Consider the following 14,567-nt stretch of genomic DNA (forward strand, 5'->3'; position numbering starts at 1 on the left):
TCGTTAACACCGACCACGCGTCGCCAAGCGCTCGCTGCCATCGCACCCGGAATGTCACGCAGGGGCGAAGTAGGCGTGAAAGTCAGGTAGAATGCGCGCCCGGTTTTTGGAGATGATCATGACCCTGCTCAAATTCAGCGATGTGTCCCTTGCGTTCGGCGCCATGCCGCTGCTGGACAAGGTGTCCTGGCAGATCGCCCGTGGCGAGCGGGTGTGCATTATCGGCCGGAACGGCACCGGCAAGTCGAGCATGTTGCGCCTGGTCAAGGGTGAGCAGAAACCCGACGAAGGGGAAATCTGGCGTGCGCCGGCACTGAAGATCGGTGAGCTTCCGCAGGAATTGCCGGTGGCCGACGATCGCAGCGTGTTCGATGTGGTCGCCGAGGGCCTCGACGGCGTCGGTGCGCTGCTCGCCGAATATCACCACCTGAGCCAGAACATCCAGAATGATGCCGACCTGGACAAGCTGATGCATGTCCAGCATGAGCTGGAAGCCCGGGACGGCTGGCGCCTGCAACAGGTCGTGGAGAGCACCCTGAGCCGCCTGCAACTGCCGGCCGACAAGACCCTCGCCGAGCTGTCCGGCGGCTGGCGCCGTCGCGTGCTGCTGGCCCAGGCGCTGGTGTCCGAGCCTGACCTGCTGCTGCTCGACGAACCGACCAACCACCTGGACATCGGTGCCATCGCCTGGCTCGAAGAGGCCCTGAGCGGCTTCAACGGCGCCGTGCTGTTCATCACTCACGACCGCTCGTTCCTGCAGAACCTGGCCACGCGGATCCTCGAGCTGGACCGCGGCGGGCTGATTGACTGGAACGGCGACTACGCCAGCTTCCTGGTGCACAAGGAGGCTGCGCTGGCCGCCGAGGAAACCGCCAATGCGCTGTTCGACAAGCGCCTGGCCCAGGAAGAGGTCTGGATCCGCCAGGGCATCAAGGCCCGGCGTACCCGTAATGAAGGCCGTGTGCGTGCCCTCAAGGCCCTGCGCGTGGAGCGCAGCGAGCGTCGCGAGCGCCAGGGCAGGGCGAACATCCAGATCGAGGTCGCCGACAAGTCCGGCAAGCAGGTGATGGTGCTGGAAAACGTCAGCTTCGCGCACCCTCAGGGGCCGAAGCTGGTCAAGGATTTCTCCATGGTCCTGCAGCGCCAGGACCGTATCGGCCTGCTCGGCGCCAACGGCACCGGCAAGACCACCTTGCTCAAGCTCATGCTGGGTGACCTGGAGCCGACCGCCGGCAAGGTCGATCGCGGCACCAAGCTGGAGGTGGCCTACTTCGACCAGATGCGTCACCAGCTCGACCTCGAGAAGACGGTGATCGACAACCTCGCCGAAGGTCGCGACTTCATCGAGATCGATGGTCAGAATCGCCACGTGCTGAGCTACCTCGGTGACTTCCTGTTCAGCCCCCAGCGTGCACGCACGCCGGTCAAGGCGCTGTCTGGTGGTGAGCGTGCGCGTCTGTTGCTGGCCAAGCTGTTCAGCAAACCGGCCAACTTGCTGGTGCTGGACGAGCCGACCAACGACCTGGACGTCGAGACCCTCGAGCTGCTCGAGGAAGTGCTGTCCAACTTCAAGGGCACGGTACTGATGGTCAGCCACGACCGGGCCTTCCTCGACAACGTGGTCACCAGCACCCTGGTGTTCGAGGGTGAGGGCAAGGTGCGTGAGTACGTGGGTGGCTATGAAGACTGGATCCGCCAGGGGGGCTCGCCGAAGCTGCTGGGCGTGACCGAGAGCAAGGGCGGCAAGTCCGAGCTCAACAGTGCGGTGGTCGAGAAGGTTGCGGTCGAGGTCGCCCCGGAGCCCGTGGCGCCTGTGGTGGCCGACAGTAGCAAGAAAAAGCTGAGCTACAAACTGCAGCGTGAGCTGGAGATGCTGCCTGGGCAGATCGATGCGCTGGAGCAGAAGATGGCGGTGCTGCAGGAAGAGGTGAACGCGCCTGGCTTCTATCAGCGGCCGATTGGCGAAACGTCGGACGTGCTGGCCAAGCTCGAGAAGTTGCAGGCTGAGCTGGATGTGCTGGTCGAGCGCTGGGCCGAGCTGGAAGGTTGAGTCGATCGAGCCGGCCCTATCGCGGGACAAGTCCCAGCGATAGGGCCGGCTCGGGCTATATCATTCTTTCTTCTGCAAGCGCACCGCCAGTACATCGCACGGTGCCCCATGCAGCACGTCATTGGCCGTAGAACCCAGTAGCAGCGCCAGACCATGGCGGCCATGGCTGCCGACCACGATCAGGTCGCACTTCTGATCCTTGGCCAGTTGATGTATTTCCTGGCGCGGCTGGCCGTAGGTCAGGTGCGAATCGCCGCGCTGGATGTCTGGATATTTGTTGAACAGGCGATCCATGCGTTCCTTGGCCTGGTCGAACTGCTGTTGCTGCAGTTGCGACAGGTCCATCGGCACGTCGCCACCAAATGCCATGGCCATCGGCTCGACGATATGCACCAGGGAAACCTTGGCTCCGGTGGGTTCGGCGAGCTTCATGGCACGCTTGATCACCGGATCGCATTCTTCGGTCAGGTCGACGGCAACCAGAAGATGTTCGTAGGACATGAGCGGCACTCCTGACAATCGCAATAATGAAAGTATGGTCGCTTTCTGGCAGGTCTTGCGTGAAAAAGACTAACCCGCTCATTTGCAACGCTTTATGGGAACTACAGATATGACGGTATGGCTGGTGGTGTCAATCCTTGCGCTGATTCTCAGCCCGTTGGCCTGGTTGCGACCGTCCCGCAAGCAGAGCGAACAGATGAGCCTGCGCCTGGAGGGGCGGCGCATGGGCCTGGCCATGCAACTGGCGCCCCAACAGTGGCCGCACTGGCTGCAAAGCGAGCCGCCAAGCCCATGTCCGCAGTATCACCGAGGGCGGCGCAAAGGGCGTGAGGATAGCTGGTGCTATTGGCAGGTCAGCCCGGGAGTGTGGTGGAACAAATGGCGTGAACCCTGCGAGGAGCCTCGTCTGGCGGAGTGTTTTGCGCGGTTGCCGGCCAATGTCTACAAGGTGGAGGCCGATACGCGCATGATCGCCTTGTACTGGAGCGAGCGCGGCGAAAAATCTGTATTGCAGGATATTGCCCACACACTCGAAACCCTCGCCTGAGGCATGCGCAAAAAAAAGTGGGAGCAGGGCAACCCTGATCCCACAGTGGTGAAGCTGGCCAGGCAGGCCGGGAAAACATTCGATTCGAGGGCAGTGTAGACCCTTGTCTCGAATGTGCGCATGAAAAATCAGCAAGCTGGCAGCGCAACTAACCCCACCAGCCATTGGCCGATCGTCGATATGAATGATCGACAATCACTGTCATCATGTTTTATCCCCTGGTGTTACAAAATGACTGGAAAGTCGCGTTTTCCGGGTGCTTTCGAGCATTTGACAACGCCGACCTTTTCGGAGAATGTGTGCGTACCCAAATCAAACGGGCGTATGAATTGAGCGTTTGTATGTTCACATCGCTCGTACAGAATCCCGACTAGCGCGCTGACGGGTGTGCCTGGGGGAGGGCTTGAAGATGGCCTTCCTGTCAGTGATCGGCGTGTACAGTTCAGCTTCCATATCGTGGAGATCAGTTGATGATTTACGAAGGTAAAGCCATCACGGTTAAGGCTCTTGAAAGCGGCATCGTCGAACTGAAGTTCGACCTCAAGGGTGAGTCCGTCAACAAATTCAACCGCCTTACCCTGAACGAGCTGCGTCAGGCCGTGGATACCATCAAGGCCGACGCTTCCATCAAGGGTGTGATCGTCAGCAGCGGCAAGGACGTGTTCATCGTCGGTGCCGACATCACCGAATTCGTCGACAATTTCAAGCTGCCCGAGGCCGAGCTGGTGGCCGGCAACCTGGAAGCCAACCGTATCTTCAGCGACTTCGAAGACCTCGCGGTGCCGACCGTCGTGGCCATCAACGGCATTGCCCTGGGCGGCGGCCTGGAGATGTGCCTGGCGGCGGATTACCGCGTCATGTCCAGCAGCGCCAAGATCGGCCTGCCGGAAGTCAAGCTGGGCATCTACCCAGGCTTTGGCGGCACCGTTCGCCTGCCGCGTCTGATCGGCTCGGACAATGCCATCGAATGGATCGCCTCGGGCAAGGAAAACCGCGCTGAAGACGCCCTGAAAGTGGGTGCCGTCGATGCCGTGGTCGCGCCTGAGCTGCTGCAGGTCGGTGCTCTGGACCTGATCAAGCGCGCCATCAGCGGTGAGCTGGACTACAAGGCCAAGCGTCAGCCCAAGCTCGAGAAACTCAAGCTCAACGCCATCGAGCAGATGATGGCCTTCGAAACCGCCAAGGGTTTTGTCGCCGGTCAAGCCGGCCCGAACTACCCGGCCCCGGTCGAAGCCATCAAGACCATCCAGAAGGCTGCCAACTTTGGTCGTGACAAGGCCTTGGAAGTCGAAGCTGCCGGTTTTGCCAAGTTGGCCAAAACCTCGGTCGCCGAGAGCCTGGTCGGCCTGTTCCTGAACGATCAGGAACTCAAGCGCAAAGCCAAGGCCCACGACGAGATCGCTCGTGACGTGAAGCAGGCCGCCGTACTCGGCGCCGGCATCATGGGTGGCGGTATCGCCTACCAGTCGGCGGTCAAGGGCACGCCGATCCTGATGAAGGATATTCGCGAGGAAGCTATCCAGCTGGGCCTTAACGAAGCGTCCAAGCTGCTTGGCAAGCGCGTCGAGAAAGGCCGCCTGACCCCGGCGAAGATGGCCGAAGCTCTCAACGCCATTCGCCCGACCTTGTCGTATGGCGATTTCGCCAACGTCGACATCGTCGTCGAGGCTGTGGTCGAGAACCCGAAGGTCAAGCAGGCGGTGCTGGCCGAGGTGGAAGGGCAGGTCAAGGAAGACGCGATTCTGGCGTCGAACACCTCGACCATTTCGATCAACTTGCTGGCCAAGGCGCTCAAGCGTCCGGAAAACTTCGTTGGCATGCACTTCTTCAACCCGGTGCACATGATGCCGCTGGTCGAAGTCATTCGTGGCGAGAAGTCCAGTGAAGTGGCTGTCGCCACCACGGTGGCCTATGCCAAGAAAATGGGCAAGAATCCGATTGTGGTCAACGATTGCCCGGGCTTCCTGGTCAACCGCGTACTGTTCCCGTACTTCGGTGGCTTCGCCAAGCTGGTCAGCGCAGGCGTCGATTTCGTGCGTATCGACAAGGTCATGGAAAAGTTCGGCTGGCCGATGGGCCCGGCCTACTTGATGGACGTGGTCGGCATCGACACCGGCCACCATGGTCGCGACGTGATGGCAGAAGGCTTCCCGGACCGCATGAAGGACGACCGCCGCTCCGCCGTCGACGCCCTGTACGAAGCCAATCGCCTGGGTCAGAAGAACGGCAAGGGCTTCTATGCCTACGAGACCGACAAGCGCGGCAAGCCGAAGAAAGTCGCCGATGCGTCCGTGCTGGACGTGCTCAAGCCGGTGATCTTCGAGCAGCGTGAAGTCAGTGACGAGGACATCATCAACTGGATGATGGTGCCGCTGTGCCTGGAGACCGTGCGTTGCCTGGAAGATGGCATCGTCGAAACTGCCGCCGAGGCGGACATGGGCCTGGTCTACGGCATCGGTTTCCCTCCCTTCCGCGGTGGTGCGCTGCGCTACATCGATTCGATCGGTGTCGCCGAGTTCGTTGCCCTGGCCGACAAGTACGCCGATCTGGGTCCGCTGTACCACCCGACTGCGAAGCTGCGTGAGATGGCCAAGAACGGCCAGCGCTTCTTCAACTGAACGGCCACGAGCTAGAGCGAGATTATTGATATGAGCCTGAATTCAAGAGACGTGGTGATTGTCGACTTCGGTCGCACGCCGATGGGCCGTTCCAAGGGTGGCATGCACCGCAACACCCGTGCCGAGGACATGTCGGCGCACCTGATCAGCAAGCTGCTGGAGCGCAACGACAAGGTCGATCCGAAAGAGGTCGAGGATGTGATCTGGGGCTGCGTCAACCAGACCCTGGAGCAGGGGTGGAACATCGCGCGCATGGCGTCGCTGATGACCCCGATCCCGCACACTTCCGCTGCGCAGACCGTCAGCCGCCTGTGCGGCTCGTCGATGAGTGCGCTGCACACCGCTGCCCAGGCGATCATGACCGGCAACGGCGATGTATTCGTGATCGGTGGTGTCGAGCATATGGGGCACGTCAGCATGATGCACGGCGTCGACCCGAACCCGCACCTGTCCTTGCACGCTGCCAAGGCTTCCGGGATGATGGGCCTGACTGCGGAGATGCTCGGCAAGATGCACGGCATCACCCGTGAGCAGCAGGACCTGTTCGGCCTGCGTTCGCACCAGTTGGCCCACAAGGCCACGGTCGAGGGCAAGTTCAAGGATGAGATCATCCCGATGCAGGGCTACGACGAGAACGGCTTCCTCAAGGTCTTTGACTACGACGAAACCATTCGCCCCGAGACCACCCTCGAGGGCCTCGCTGCGCTCAAGCCGGCGTTCAACCCCAAGGGTGGCACTGTCACCGCTGGCACCTCGTCGCAGATCACCGACGGTGCCTCGTGCATGATCGTCATGTCCGGCCAGCGTGCCATGGACCTCGGCATCCAGCCATTGGCCGTGATTCGTTCGATGGCAGTAGCCGGTGTGGATCCGGCGATCATGGGTTATGGGCCGGTGCCTTCGACTCAGAAAGCCCTCAAGCGCGCGGGTCTGACCATCGCCGACATCGATTTCTTCGAGCTCAACGAAGCCTTCGCCGCACAGGCCCTGCCAGTGCTGAAGGATCTGAAAGTGCTCGACAAGATGGATGAGAAGGTTAACCTGCACGGCGGCGCCATCGCCCTGGGTCACCCGTTCGGTTGCTCCGGTGCGCGGATTTCCGGCACTCTGCTCAACGTCATGAAGCAGAATGGCGGTACGCTGGGTGTTGCGACCATGTGTGTCGGCCTGGGTCAGGGTATCACCACTGTCTTCGAACGCGTCTGATCGCTTCGCAGGACAGCAGCCGGGGCCTTGTGCCCCGGTTTTTGTTTTTTACAGGATTTGTTCAAGAGGGTGGGCAGCATGCAGATACAACCAGGCGTATACCGGCATTACAAAGGGCCTGAGTACCGTGTCTTCAGCGTTGCGCGGCACTCGGAGAGCGAAGAGTGGATGGTGTTCTACCAATGCCTGTATGGTGACTATGGGTTTTGGGTGCGGCCACTTTCGATGTTCCAGGAGTCGGTCGAGGTTGACGGCGAGCAGGTGCCACGCTTTGCTTTGGTCAAGGCCGAAGAGGGGCTTGCGGCACTGGCCGGGAAGCCTCGCGAGTGAACGACCGCGCTTGACCTCACTCTTTTGCCACTATATATAGCGGTGCCGCGTCCGGCACCTGACGCGTTTTTCATCTTCAGATTCAGGAATACTCCGATCCATGGGCAAATCGCTGGTCATTGTGGAATCCCCGGCCAAGGCCAAGACCATCAACAAGTACCTGGGCAGCCAGTACGTGGTGAAGTCGAGTATCGGCCACATCCGAGACCTCCCCACCAGCGGTTCGGCCAGTACGGCCAAGGAACCGGCGGCCAAGCGCGGCAAGACCGCGAGTGAGGCTCCGGCGCTGACGCCGAAGGAGAAAGCCCGGCGCCAACTGGTGGCGCGCATGGGTGTCGACCCAGAGGCCGGCTGGAAGGCCAAGTACGAGATCCTTCCCGGCAAGGAGAAGGTGATCGACGAGTTGCGTCGTTTGGCCAAGGATGCCGACACCATCTATCTCGCAACCGACTTGGATCGCGAGGGGGAAGCCATTGCCTGGCACCTGCGCGAAGCCATCGGGGGAGACGACAGCCGCTACAAGCGCGTGGTGTTCAACGAAATCACCAAGAAGGCCATTCAGGAGGCGTTTTCGCAGCCTGGGGACCTGGATATCGCCCGGGTCAATGCCCAGCAGGCGCGGCGCTTCCTCGACCGCGTGGTGGGCTACATGGTTTCGCCGCTGCTTTGGTCCAAGATCGCCCGTGGCCTGTCCGCCGGCCGTGTGCAATCGGTGGCTGTGAAGCTGGTGGTCGAGCGGGAGCGCGAGATCCGTGCGTTCAATCCCGAAGAATACTGGGAGGTCCATGCTGACCTGGGCACGGCGAAGAACGCCAAGGTGCGCTTCGAAGTGGCGCGCGAGAACGGTGAAGCCTTCAAGCCGTTGAACGAAGCGCAGGCCATGGCGGCGCTGGAGAAGCTCAAGACTTCCAGCTACAGCGTGATCAAGCGTGAAGATCGCCCGACCAGCAGCAAGCCATCGGCGCCCTTCATCACCTCGACCTTGCAGCAGGCGGCAAGCAACCGCCTGGGCTTCGGGGTGAAGAAGACCATGATGATGGCCCAGCGTCTGTATGAAGCCGGCTACATCACATACATGCGTACCGACTCGACCAACCTGTCGACCGATGCCGTTGAAATGGCGCGCAGCTACATCGAAAGCGAGTTCGGCAAGCAGTACCTGCCGGCCGCTCCGGTCGTCTACGGCAGCAAGGAAGGCGCACAGGAGGCGCACGAAGCGATTCGTCCCTCCGACGTCAACACCCACCCGAGCAAGCTCAGTGGCATGGAGCGTGATGCCGAGCGCCTGTACGAGCTGATCTGGCGCCAGTTCCTGGCCTGCCAGATGCCACCGGCGCAGTACCTGTCCACGAGCGTCACCGTGGCGGCTGGCGATTTCGAGTTGCGTGCCAAGGGCCGTATTCTCAAGTTCGACGGTTACACCCGTGTGCTGCCACAACAGGCCAAGCCGGGCGAGGACGATGTGCTGCCGGAAATGGGGCAGGGCGAGACGCTCAAGTTGATCCAGCTCGACCCAAGCCAGCACTTCACCAAGCCGCCGGCGCGTTTCACCGAGGCGAGCCTGGTCAAGGAAATGGAAAAACGTGGTATTGGTCGTCCGTCGACCTATGCAGCCATCATTTCCACCATCCAGGACCGCGGCTATGTGACCCTGCACAACCGCCGCTTCTATTCCGAGAAGATGGGCGACATCGTGACCGAGCGCTTGTCCGAAAGCTTCTCCAACCTGATGGACTACGGCTTCACCGCCGGCATGGAAGAGAATCTCGATGACGTGGCCCAGGGCGAGCGTGACTGGAAAAACGTGCTCGACGAGTTCTACGGTGATTTCAGCAAGAAGCTGCAGACAGCAGAGTCCAGCGAAAACGGCATGCGAGCCAATCAGCCGACCTTGACCAACATTGCCTGCAAGGAATGCGGTCGGCCGATGATGATCCGCACCGCCTCGACCGGGGTGTTCCTGGGCTGCTCGGGTTACAGCCTGCCGCCCAAGGAGCGCTGCAAGGCCACCGTCAATCTGGTGCCGGGTGACGAGATCGCAGCTGACGACGAGGGTGAATCCGAGTCGCTGGTGCTGCGTGGCAAGCACCGCTGCCCGATCTGCTCGACGGCGATGGACGCCTACCTGCTCGACGAGAAGCACAAGCTGCATATCTGTGGTAATAACCCGGATTGCCCTGGCTACGAGATCGAAGAGGGTAGCTACCGCATCAAGGGCTACGAGGGGCCGAGCCTGGAATGCGACAAGTGCGGCAGCGAGATGCAGCTCAAGACTGGCCGTTTCGGCAAGTTCTTCGGTTGCACCAACCCGGCGTGCAAGAACACCCGCAAGTTGCTCAAGAGCGGCGAGGCTGCGCCACCGAAGATGGACAAGGTGGACATGCCGGAGCTCAAGTGCGAGAAGGTCGACGACACCTACGTGCTGCGTGACGGCGCTTCGGGGTTGTTCCTGGCGGCCAGCCAGTTCCCGAAAAATCGCGAGACCCGTGCGCCGCTGGTGCTGGAAATCATCCCGCACAAGCATGAGATCGATCCGAAGTATCACTTCCTCTGCGATGCACCGCAGAAGGATCCGGACGGTCGTCCGGCGGTGATTCGCTACAGCCGCAAGACCAAGGAGCAGTACGTGCAATCCGAGGTCGATGGCAAGCCGACAGGCTGGAAGGCGTTCTACGACGGCAAGGCGTGGAAGGTCGAAGACAAGCGCTGATTCGTCGGTGTTGCAATTGGGGCCGCTTTGCGGTCCCAATCATTTATGATGCAGCTATTCGCCTTGCTGCCCATGGGAGGTCATCCGAAATGGCCCAGGAACTCTACACCCGCACCAACCAGAAACTGTTCTTTGCAGGCCTGGCTCTTGAGTCCATGGCCAAGGCCGAGCAGAGCCAGGCCATGAATGCCCAGGGCCTGATCCAGGCTGAGCGCGAGGCGGCGGTGTTCCATTTGTATGGGGCGTTGCTCGGGCTGTGCCATGAGATTGCCGGCTTCTATCGTCTGCCCCAGGCGAACGCCGCGCGTGCAGAGCTGTTGCTTGACGATGACACGCTGAAGACCGTCGCCATTCCGGAAATGGCCGAGATGCTTGAGCTGGCACGCCAACCGCAGACCTGGCTGGCGCAGTTGATCAAGGCTTATGCCGATTTGTTCCAACCACCGGTCGCGAAGAAAGTCGCCAAGACAGATGTCACCCAGCCGTTGATCCAGGCTGTCAATCTCGATGAAGTCGAGGATGTCGTGCTGTCTCGGGCGGAGTTGGAGCGCTGGCGGCAGGACCTAAAAGGGCTTGTAAGACGTTTCCGAGAAGCGTTGAGTGAGTGCTGACAGTCGGCGTGGCTGGTACACTACTCGCCTTTCGTGAACAGCAGGCCCTTTATGTCAACGTCCTTTCTAGAAATTGTCGAATTGCCTGATGGCCGGATCGAACTGCGCCGTGCCGAGGACGAGGGTTCGCTGGTTACCCTGGATTTCTCCGAAGATGCCAAGGCATTTCTTCAGGGGCAGCATGTAGAAGTGGCCAAAGCCATGCTCAGCGTTGGTGTGCAGATGGCAGGTAAGCTGGTCGAAGGTGACTTCGAGCGAGATGAAGGGCCGCGGGTTTTGCACTGAACACGCCAGTTGGGCCATCACTGCAGTGCGTCACAGGCAAAGCCTGGACATCAGCCGAGGCGGATGTTCAGGCTTTGTGCATTTCCGCAGGTGGCGGCACGAACGAGCTGTTGGCGGATGCTGGCATTGACGTTGCCGAGCCAGCTGACCACCGTGTGGCTATGACCCAGGCGCAGCGCTTCGCAGGCCAGTTGCAGGGCGCTCTGGTTGCTTCCGGGTTGCAGTAGCAGGATGCGTTCGCGATTAAGGCCGGCGTCACGTAGCCAGGTTTGCGTGAGGCTCGCCGGCGGCGCGATCAGTGTCAGCCAGCGTGCGTCATCTTCTTCGCTCAGCTCGCGCAGGATAGGGGCCAACAGGCTCTGGCAGTGCCCTGGCGCGCCGCGCAGGGACAATTCACTGAACAGTTCTGGTTGGCCGGGCTTGCGCGACTGCTCGCGACTTTTCAGGCCTGGCAGTACCGGCTGTGCGAGAAAGGCTTCGAACAATGGCAATTGTGCGGGCTGCGATAAATGGGCGGACTGCTGCATGACGCCTCCTGGATCAGCGGCGAATGACGCCGACGCTCAAGCCCTCGATCACCAGTTCCTGATCTTTCAGGTCGACTTCGATGGGGGCGAATTCGGGGTTTTCGGCAATCAGCCAGACCTTGCTGCCCTCGCGCTTGAAGCGCTTGACGGTCACTTCGTCACCGATGCGGGCGACCACGATCTGGCCGTTGCGGGCTTCGCGGCAGGTGTGCACGGCGAGCAGGTCGCCGTCGACGATGCCGATATCCTTCATGCTCATGCCGTGAACGCGCAACAGGTAGTCGGCGCGAGGATGGAAGAAGGCTGGATTGATATTGCAGGATTCCTCGATGTGCTGCTCGGCGAGGATCGGGGCACCTGCTGCAACACGGCCGATGATCGGCAGGCCGCTGTCGTCAGGCTTGGCTTCGAGACCAGGGATGCGAATGCCGCGGGAGGCGCCTGGTGTCATCTCGATGGCGCCCTTGCGCGCCAAGGCCTTGAGGTGCTCTTCGGCGGCATTGGGCGATTTGAACCCTAGCTCTTGTGCGATTTCTGCGCGGGTAGGCGGGAAGCCGTTGTCTTCAAGGCAACGTTTGATGAAGGCCAGGATCTCGGCTTGGCGTGGCGTCAGTTTCAGCATGGCGAGTGGCTCTGTCTTTTTATACAGTGACTGGGATTATATACAGTACAAGGCCTGCTGCAAGCACCACGCTTGAAGAAAATCGCCTCGGTCTTCCGAGCGTCGTGCCCAGCCCTTGATATTTGTGGCTTGCAGCTTGAGCCCCAGCGCTTTAAAAAGGGCGACCGTCGGGTCACCGAACCTTGACATGCGCGTGCTTGAAACGTATGTTTCAAACAACTGTTTGTCAGGCGGATAAGTCATGGCCCAATCGGAAACCGTTGAACGCATTCTCGATGCTGCCGAGCAGCTGTTCGCGGAAAGAGGTTTCGCGGAAACTTCGTTGCGTTTGATCACCAGCAAGGCCGGGGTCAACCTGGCGGCGGTGAACTACCATTTCGGCTCCAAAAAGGCGCTTATCCAGGCGGTCTTCTCGCGCTTCCTCGGTCCGTTCTGTGCCAGCCTGGAGCGTGAGCTCGAGCGCCGTCAGGCGCGCCCCGAGCAGAAGCCGACGCTCGAAGAACTGCTGGAGATGCTGGTGGAGCAGGCCTTGGCCGTGCAGCCGCGCAGCAACAACGACCTCTCGATCTTCATGCGCCTGCTGGGCTTGGCCTTCAGTCAGAGTCAGGGCCACCTGCGCCGCTATCTTGAAGACATGTACGGCAAGGTGTTCAGGCGCTACATGCTGTTGGTCAACGAAGCGGCGCCGCGTATTCCCCCCATCGAGTTGTTCTGGCGCGTGCATTTCATGCTGGGTGCCGCGGCGTTCAGCATGTCCGGTATCAAGGCGCTGCGCGCCATCGCTGAAACCGATTTCGGCATCAACACTTCGATCGAGCAGGTCATGCGTCTGATGGTGCCGTTCCTCGCCGCCGGCATGCGTGCCGATAGCGGGGTAACCGACGAGGCCATGGCGGCCGCGCAACTGCGGCCACGCAGCAAGAGCGCAGTCACCGGCGCGCCAGCCAAGGCCTGAACACTGGGCGGGGCAGGGCGCTTCGGCTAAGCTAGCGCCCATGCCCGACCTTGATTTCCTGCACATCTCCCTCGCTGACCAACGCCTTTACGGATTTTCCCGGGGGACGTTGTGCGTGCGCCTGCACGTTTCCACTGCGCGTCTGGGGGCGGGTGAACTCAAGGGTTCTGGCTGCACGCCGCGTGGCCTGCATCAGGTCAGGGCGAAGATCGGCGCTGGATTGCCGCAAGGGGCTGTGCTCAGCAGCCGACGCTGGACCGGTGAAGTCTGGTCGCCCGCCTTGCACGCGCAATCTCCAGGCCGTGACTGGATCCTCACCCGCATCCTCTGGCTCAGTGGCTGTGAGCCAGGCGTCAACCGCCTGGGACGGGTCGATACCTTTCGTCGCTACATTTATCTGCACGGCACGCCGGACAGCGAACCGCTGGGCGTGCCGTTGTCCCATGGCTGCGTGCGCCTGCGCAACCGCGAGCTGTTGGACCTGTTCGAGCGCGTGCCGGTCCATTGCCCGGTGCGCATAAGCGAGGCTGCCTGCCCGCAATGGGCCTCTCTGGATATTCAATGAAGGACACCCTATGACTGCCAGCCTGCAAGGCTCCCTGATGGTGGATATCGCCGGTCAATGGTTGACCGCCGAGGATCGTCACCTCCTGCGCCAGCCCGAAGTGGCCGGTCTGATCATCTTTGCCCGTAACATCGACAGCCCACGCCAGGTGCGCGAGCTGTGCGCCTCGATCCGTGCTATTCGTCCTGACCTGATCCTGGCGGTCGATCAGGAAGGTGGTCGGGTCCAGCGTCTGCGTCAGGGCTTCGTGCGTTTGCCGGCCATGCGTGCCATTGCCGACAATGCCAACGCTGATTACCTGGCCGAACAATGCGGTTGGCTGATGGCCACCGAAGTTCTGGCGGTCGGTCTGGACCTGAGTTTCGCACCGGTACTGGACCTTGATCACCAGCGCAGCGCGGTCGTTGGCAGCCGTGCCTTCGAAGGGGATCCGCAGCGTGCCACGCAACTGGCCGGTGCCTTCATTCGTGGCATGAACACGGCTGGCATGGCGGCTTGCGGCAAGCACTTCCCTGGGCATGGCTGGGCGGAAGCCGATTCGCACGTGGCGATCCCCACCGATGAGCGCAGCCTGGAGCAGCTACGCCAGGCTGATCTGGTACCGTTCACTCGTCTCAGCGGCCAACTGGCAGCGGTGATGCCGGCGCATGTGATCTATCCGCAGATCGACAACCAGCCGGCGGGCTTCTCGCGGCGCTGGCTGCAGGACATCCTGCGCGGCGAGCTGGGCTTTGAGGGGGTGATCTTCAGTGACGACTTGTCCATGGCTGGCGCGCATGTGGTGGGCGATGCCGCCAGTCGCATCGAGGCAGCGCTGAGTGCCGGTTGCGACATGGGGCTGGTGTGCAATGACCGAGCTGCGGCGGAACTCGCGCTGAGTGCGGCGCAGCGCTTGAAGGTGCGGCCGTCGCCGCGCATCGCCGGAATGCGTGGGCAAGGCTTCGCACGCACCGACTATCGCCAGCAGCCGCGCTGGCTTGAGGCGCTGGGGGCGTTGAAGGACGCGCAGCTGGTGGATTGACCGCGGTGTTCCCTTCGCG

At 61.3% G+C, this 14,567-nt stretch carries 14 protein-coding genes; 11 read left to right on the top strand and 3 right to left on the bottom strand.

Features of this window, described 5'->3' with window-relative positions:
• The first annotated feature begins 118 nt into the window (after window positions 1-118).
• On the top strand, window positions 119-2,050 hold the full coding sequence (locus IAE40_RS05575; protein ID WP_054894454.1) for an ATP-binding cassette domain-containing protein: 1,932 nt from the start codon (window positions 119-121) through the stop codon (window positions 2,048-2,050).
• Between the two features lie 60 nt (window positions 2,051-2,110).
• On the opposite strand, the gene IAE40_RS05580 is transcribed toward IAE40_RS05575, so the two are convergent.
• Window positions 2,111-2,551, bottom strand: a complete 441-nt coding sequence (locus IAE40_RS05580; protein ID WP_054894453.1) for a universal stress protein — start codon at window positions 2,549-2,551, stop codon at window positions 2,111-2,113.
• Between the two features lie 109 nt (window positions 2,552-2,660).
• Here IAE40_RS05580 and IAE40_RS05585 point away from each other — a divergent pair, with 109 nt between their 5' ends.
• From IAE40_RS05585 to IAE40_RS05615, 7 genes are all read left to right on the top strand, one after another.
• Window positions 2,661-3,098 (top strand): hypothetical protein, encoded by a 438-nt coding sequence (locus IAE40_RS05585; protein WP_063545637.1) that lies wholly within the window; start codon window positions 2,661-2,663, stop codon window positions 3,096-3,098.
• A 470-nt stretch (window positions 3,099-3,568) separates the two neighbouring features.
• The gene (gene fadB, locus IAE40_RS05590) at window positions 3,569-5,716 is read left to right on the top strand and encodes a fatty acid oxidation complex subunit alpha FadB (protein WP_200602802.1); all 2,148 of its coding nucleotides are present in this window, start codon (window positions 3,569-3,571) and stop codon (window positions 5,714-5,716) included.
• Window positions 5,717-5,746: 30 nt separating this feature from the next.
• Window positions 5,747-6,922 carry an acetyl-CoA C-acyltransferase FadA gene (gene fadA, locus IAE40_RS05595; protein ID WP_200602803.1) on the top strand — a complete coding sequence of 392 codons (1,176 nt, stop codon included), beginning with the start codon at window positions 5,747-5,749 and terminating at the stop codon, window positions 6,920-6,922.
• A gap of 78 nt (window positions 6,923-7,000) precedes the next feature.
• Complete coding sequence (locus tag IAE40_RS05600; protein ID WP_054894449.1) at window positions 7,001-7,252, top strand: DUF1653 domain-containing protein; 252 nt, start codon at window positions 7,001-7,003, stop codon at window positions 7,250-7,252.
• 100 nt (window positions 7,253-7,352) lie between these two features.
• Window positions 7,353-9,962: a type I DNA topoisomerase gene (topA, locus tag IAE40_RS05605; protein ID WP_112898835.1), complete on the top strand. Its 2,610-nt coding sequence runs from the start codon at window positions 7,353-7,355 to the stop codon at window positions 9,960-9,962.
• Window positions 9,963-10,051: 89 nt separating this feature from the next.
• Complete coding sequence (locus IAE40_RS05610; protein WP_200602804.1) at window positions 10,052-10,573, top strand: DUF6586 family protein; 522 nt, start codon at window positions 10,052-10,054, stop codon at window positions 10,571-10,573.
• A 51-nt stretch (window positions 10,574-10,624) separates the two neighbouring features.
• On the top strand, window positions 10,625-10,858 hold the full coding sequence (locus tag IAE40_RS05615; protein WP_011534820.1) for a hypothetical protein: 234 nt from the start codon (window positions 10,625-10,627) through the stop codon (window positions 10,856-10,858).
• A gap of 50 nt (window positions 10,859-10,908) precedes the next feature.
• Here the strand turns inward: IAE40_RS05615 and sulA are convergent, their stop codons facing one another.
• Both sulA and lexA read right to left on the bottom strand, forming a co-directional pair.
• On the bottom strand, window positions 10,909-11,385 hold the full coding sequence (sulA, locus tag IAE40_RS05620) for an SOS-induced cell division inhibitor SulA (protein ID WP_197891606.1): 477 nt from the start codon (window positions 11,383-11,385) through the stop codon (window positions 10,909-10,911).
• A 13-nt stretch (window positions 11,386-11,398) separates the two neighbouring features.
• Window positions 11,399-12,007, bottom strand: a complete 609-nt coding sequence (gene lexA, locus IAE40_RS05625) for a transcriptional repressor LexA (protein WP_054894445.1) — start codon at window positions 12,005-12,007, stop codon at window positions 11,399-11,401.
• 241 nt (window positions 12,008-12,248) lie between these two features.
• Here lexA and IAE40_RS05630 point away from each other — a divergent pair, with 241 nt between their 5' ends.
• Genes IAE40_RS05630 through nagZ form a run of 3 tightly spaced genes read left to right on the top strand, consistent with a single transcriptional unit; the run spans window position 12,249 to window position 14,548 of the window.
• Entirely contained in the window at window positions 12,249-12,962 is a 714-nt protein-coding gene (locus IAE40_RS05630) for a TetR/AcrR family transcriptional regulator (RefSeq protein ID WP_153774549.1), read from the top strand.
• A gap of 40 nt (window positions 12,963-13,002) precedes the next feature.
• Entirely contained in the window at window positions 13,003-13,527 is a 525-nt protein-coding gene (locus IAE40_RS05635; protein WP_200602805.1) for a L,D-transpeptidase, read from the top strand.
• A gap of 22 nt (window positions 13,528-13,549) precedes the next feature.
• Entirely contained in the window at window positions 13,550-14,548 is a 999-nt protein-coding gene (gene nagZ, locus IAE40_RS05640; protein WP_178117574.1) for a beta-N-acetylhexosaminidase, read from the top strand.
• The last annotated feature ends 19 nt before the right edge of the window (window positions 14,549-14,567 follow it).

Source organism: Pseudomonas sp. S44 (assembly GCF_016624805.1).
Classification (GTDB): domain Bacteria; phylum Pseudomonadota; class Gammaproteobacteria; order Pseudomonadales; family Pseudomonadaceae; genus Aquipseudomonas; species Aquipseudomonas machongensis.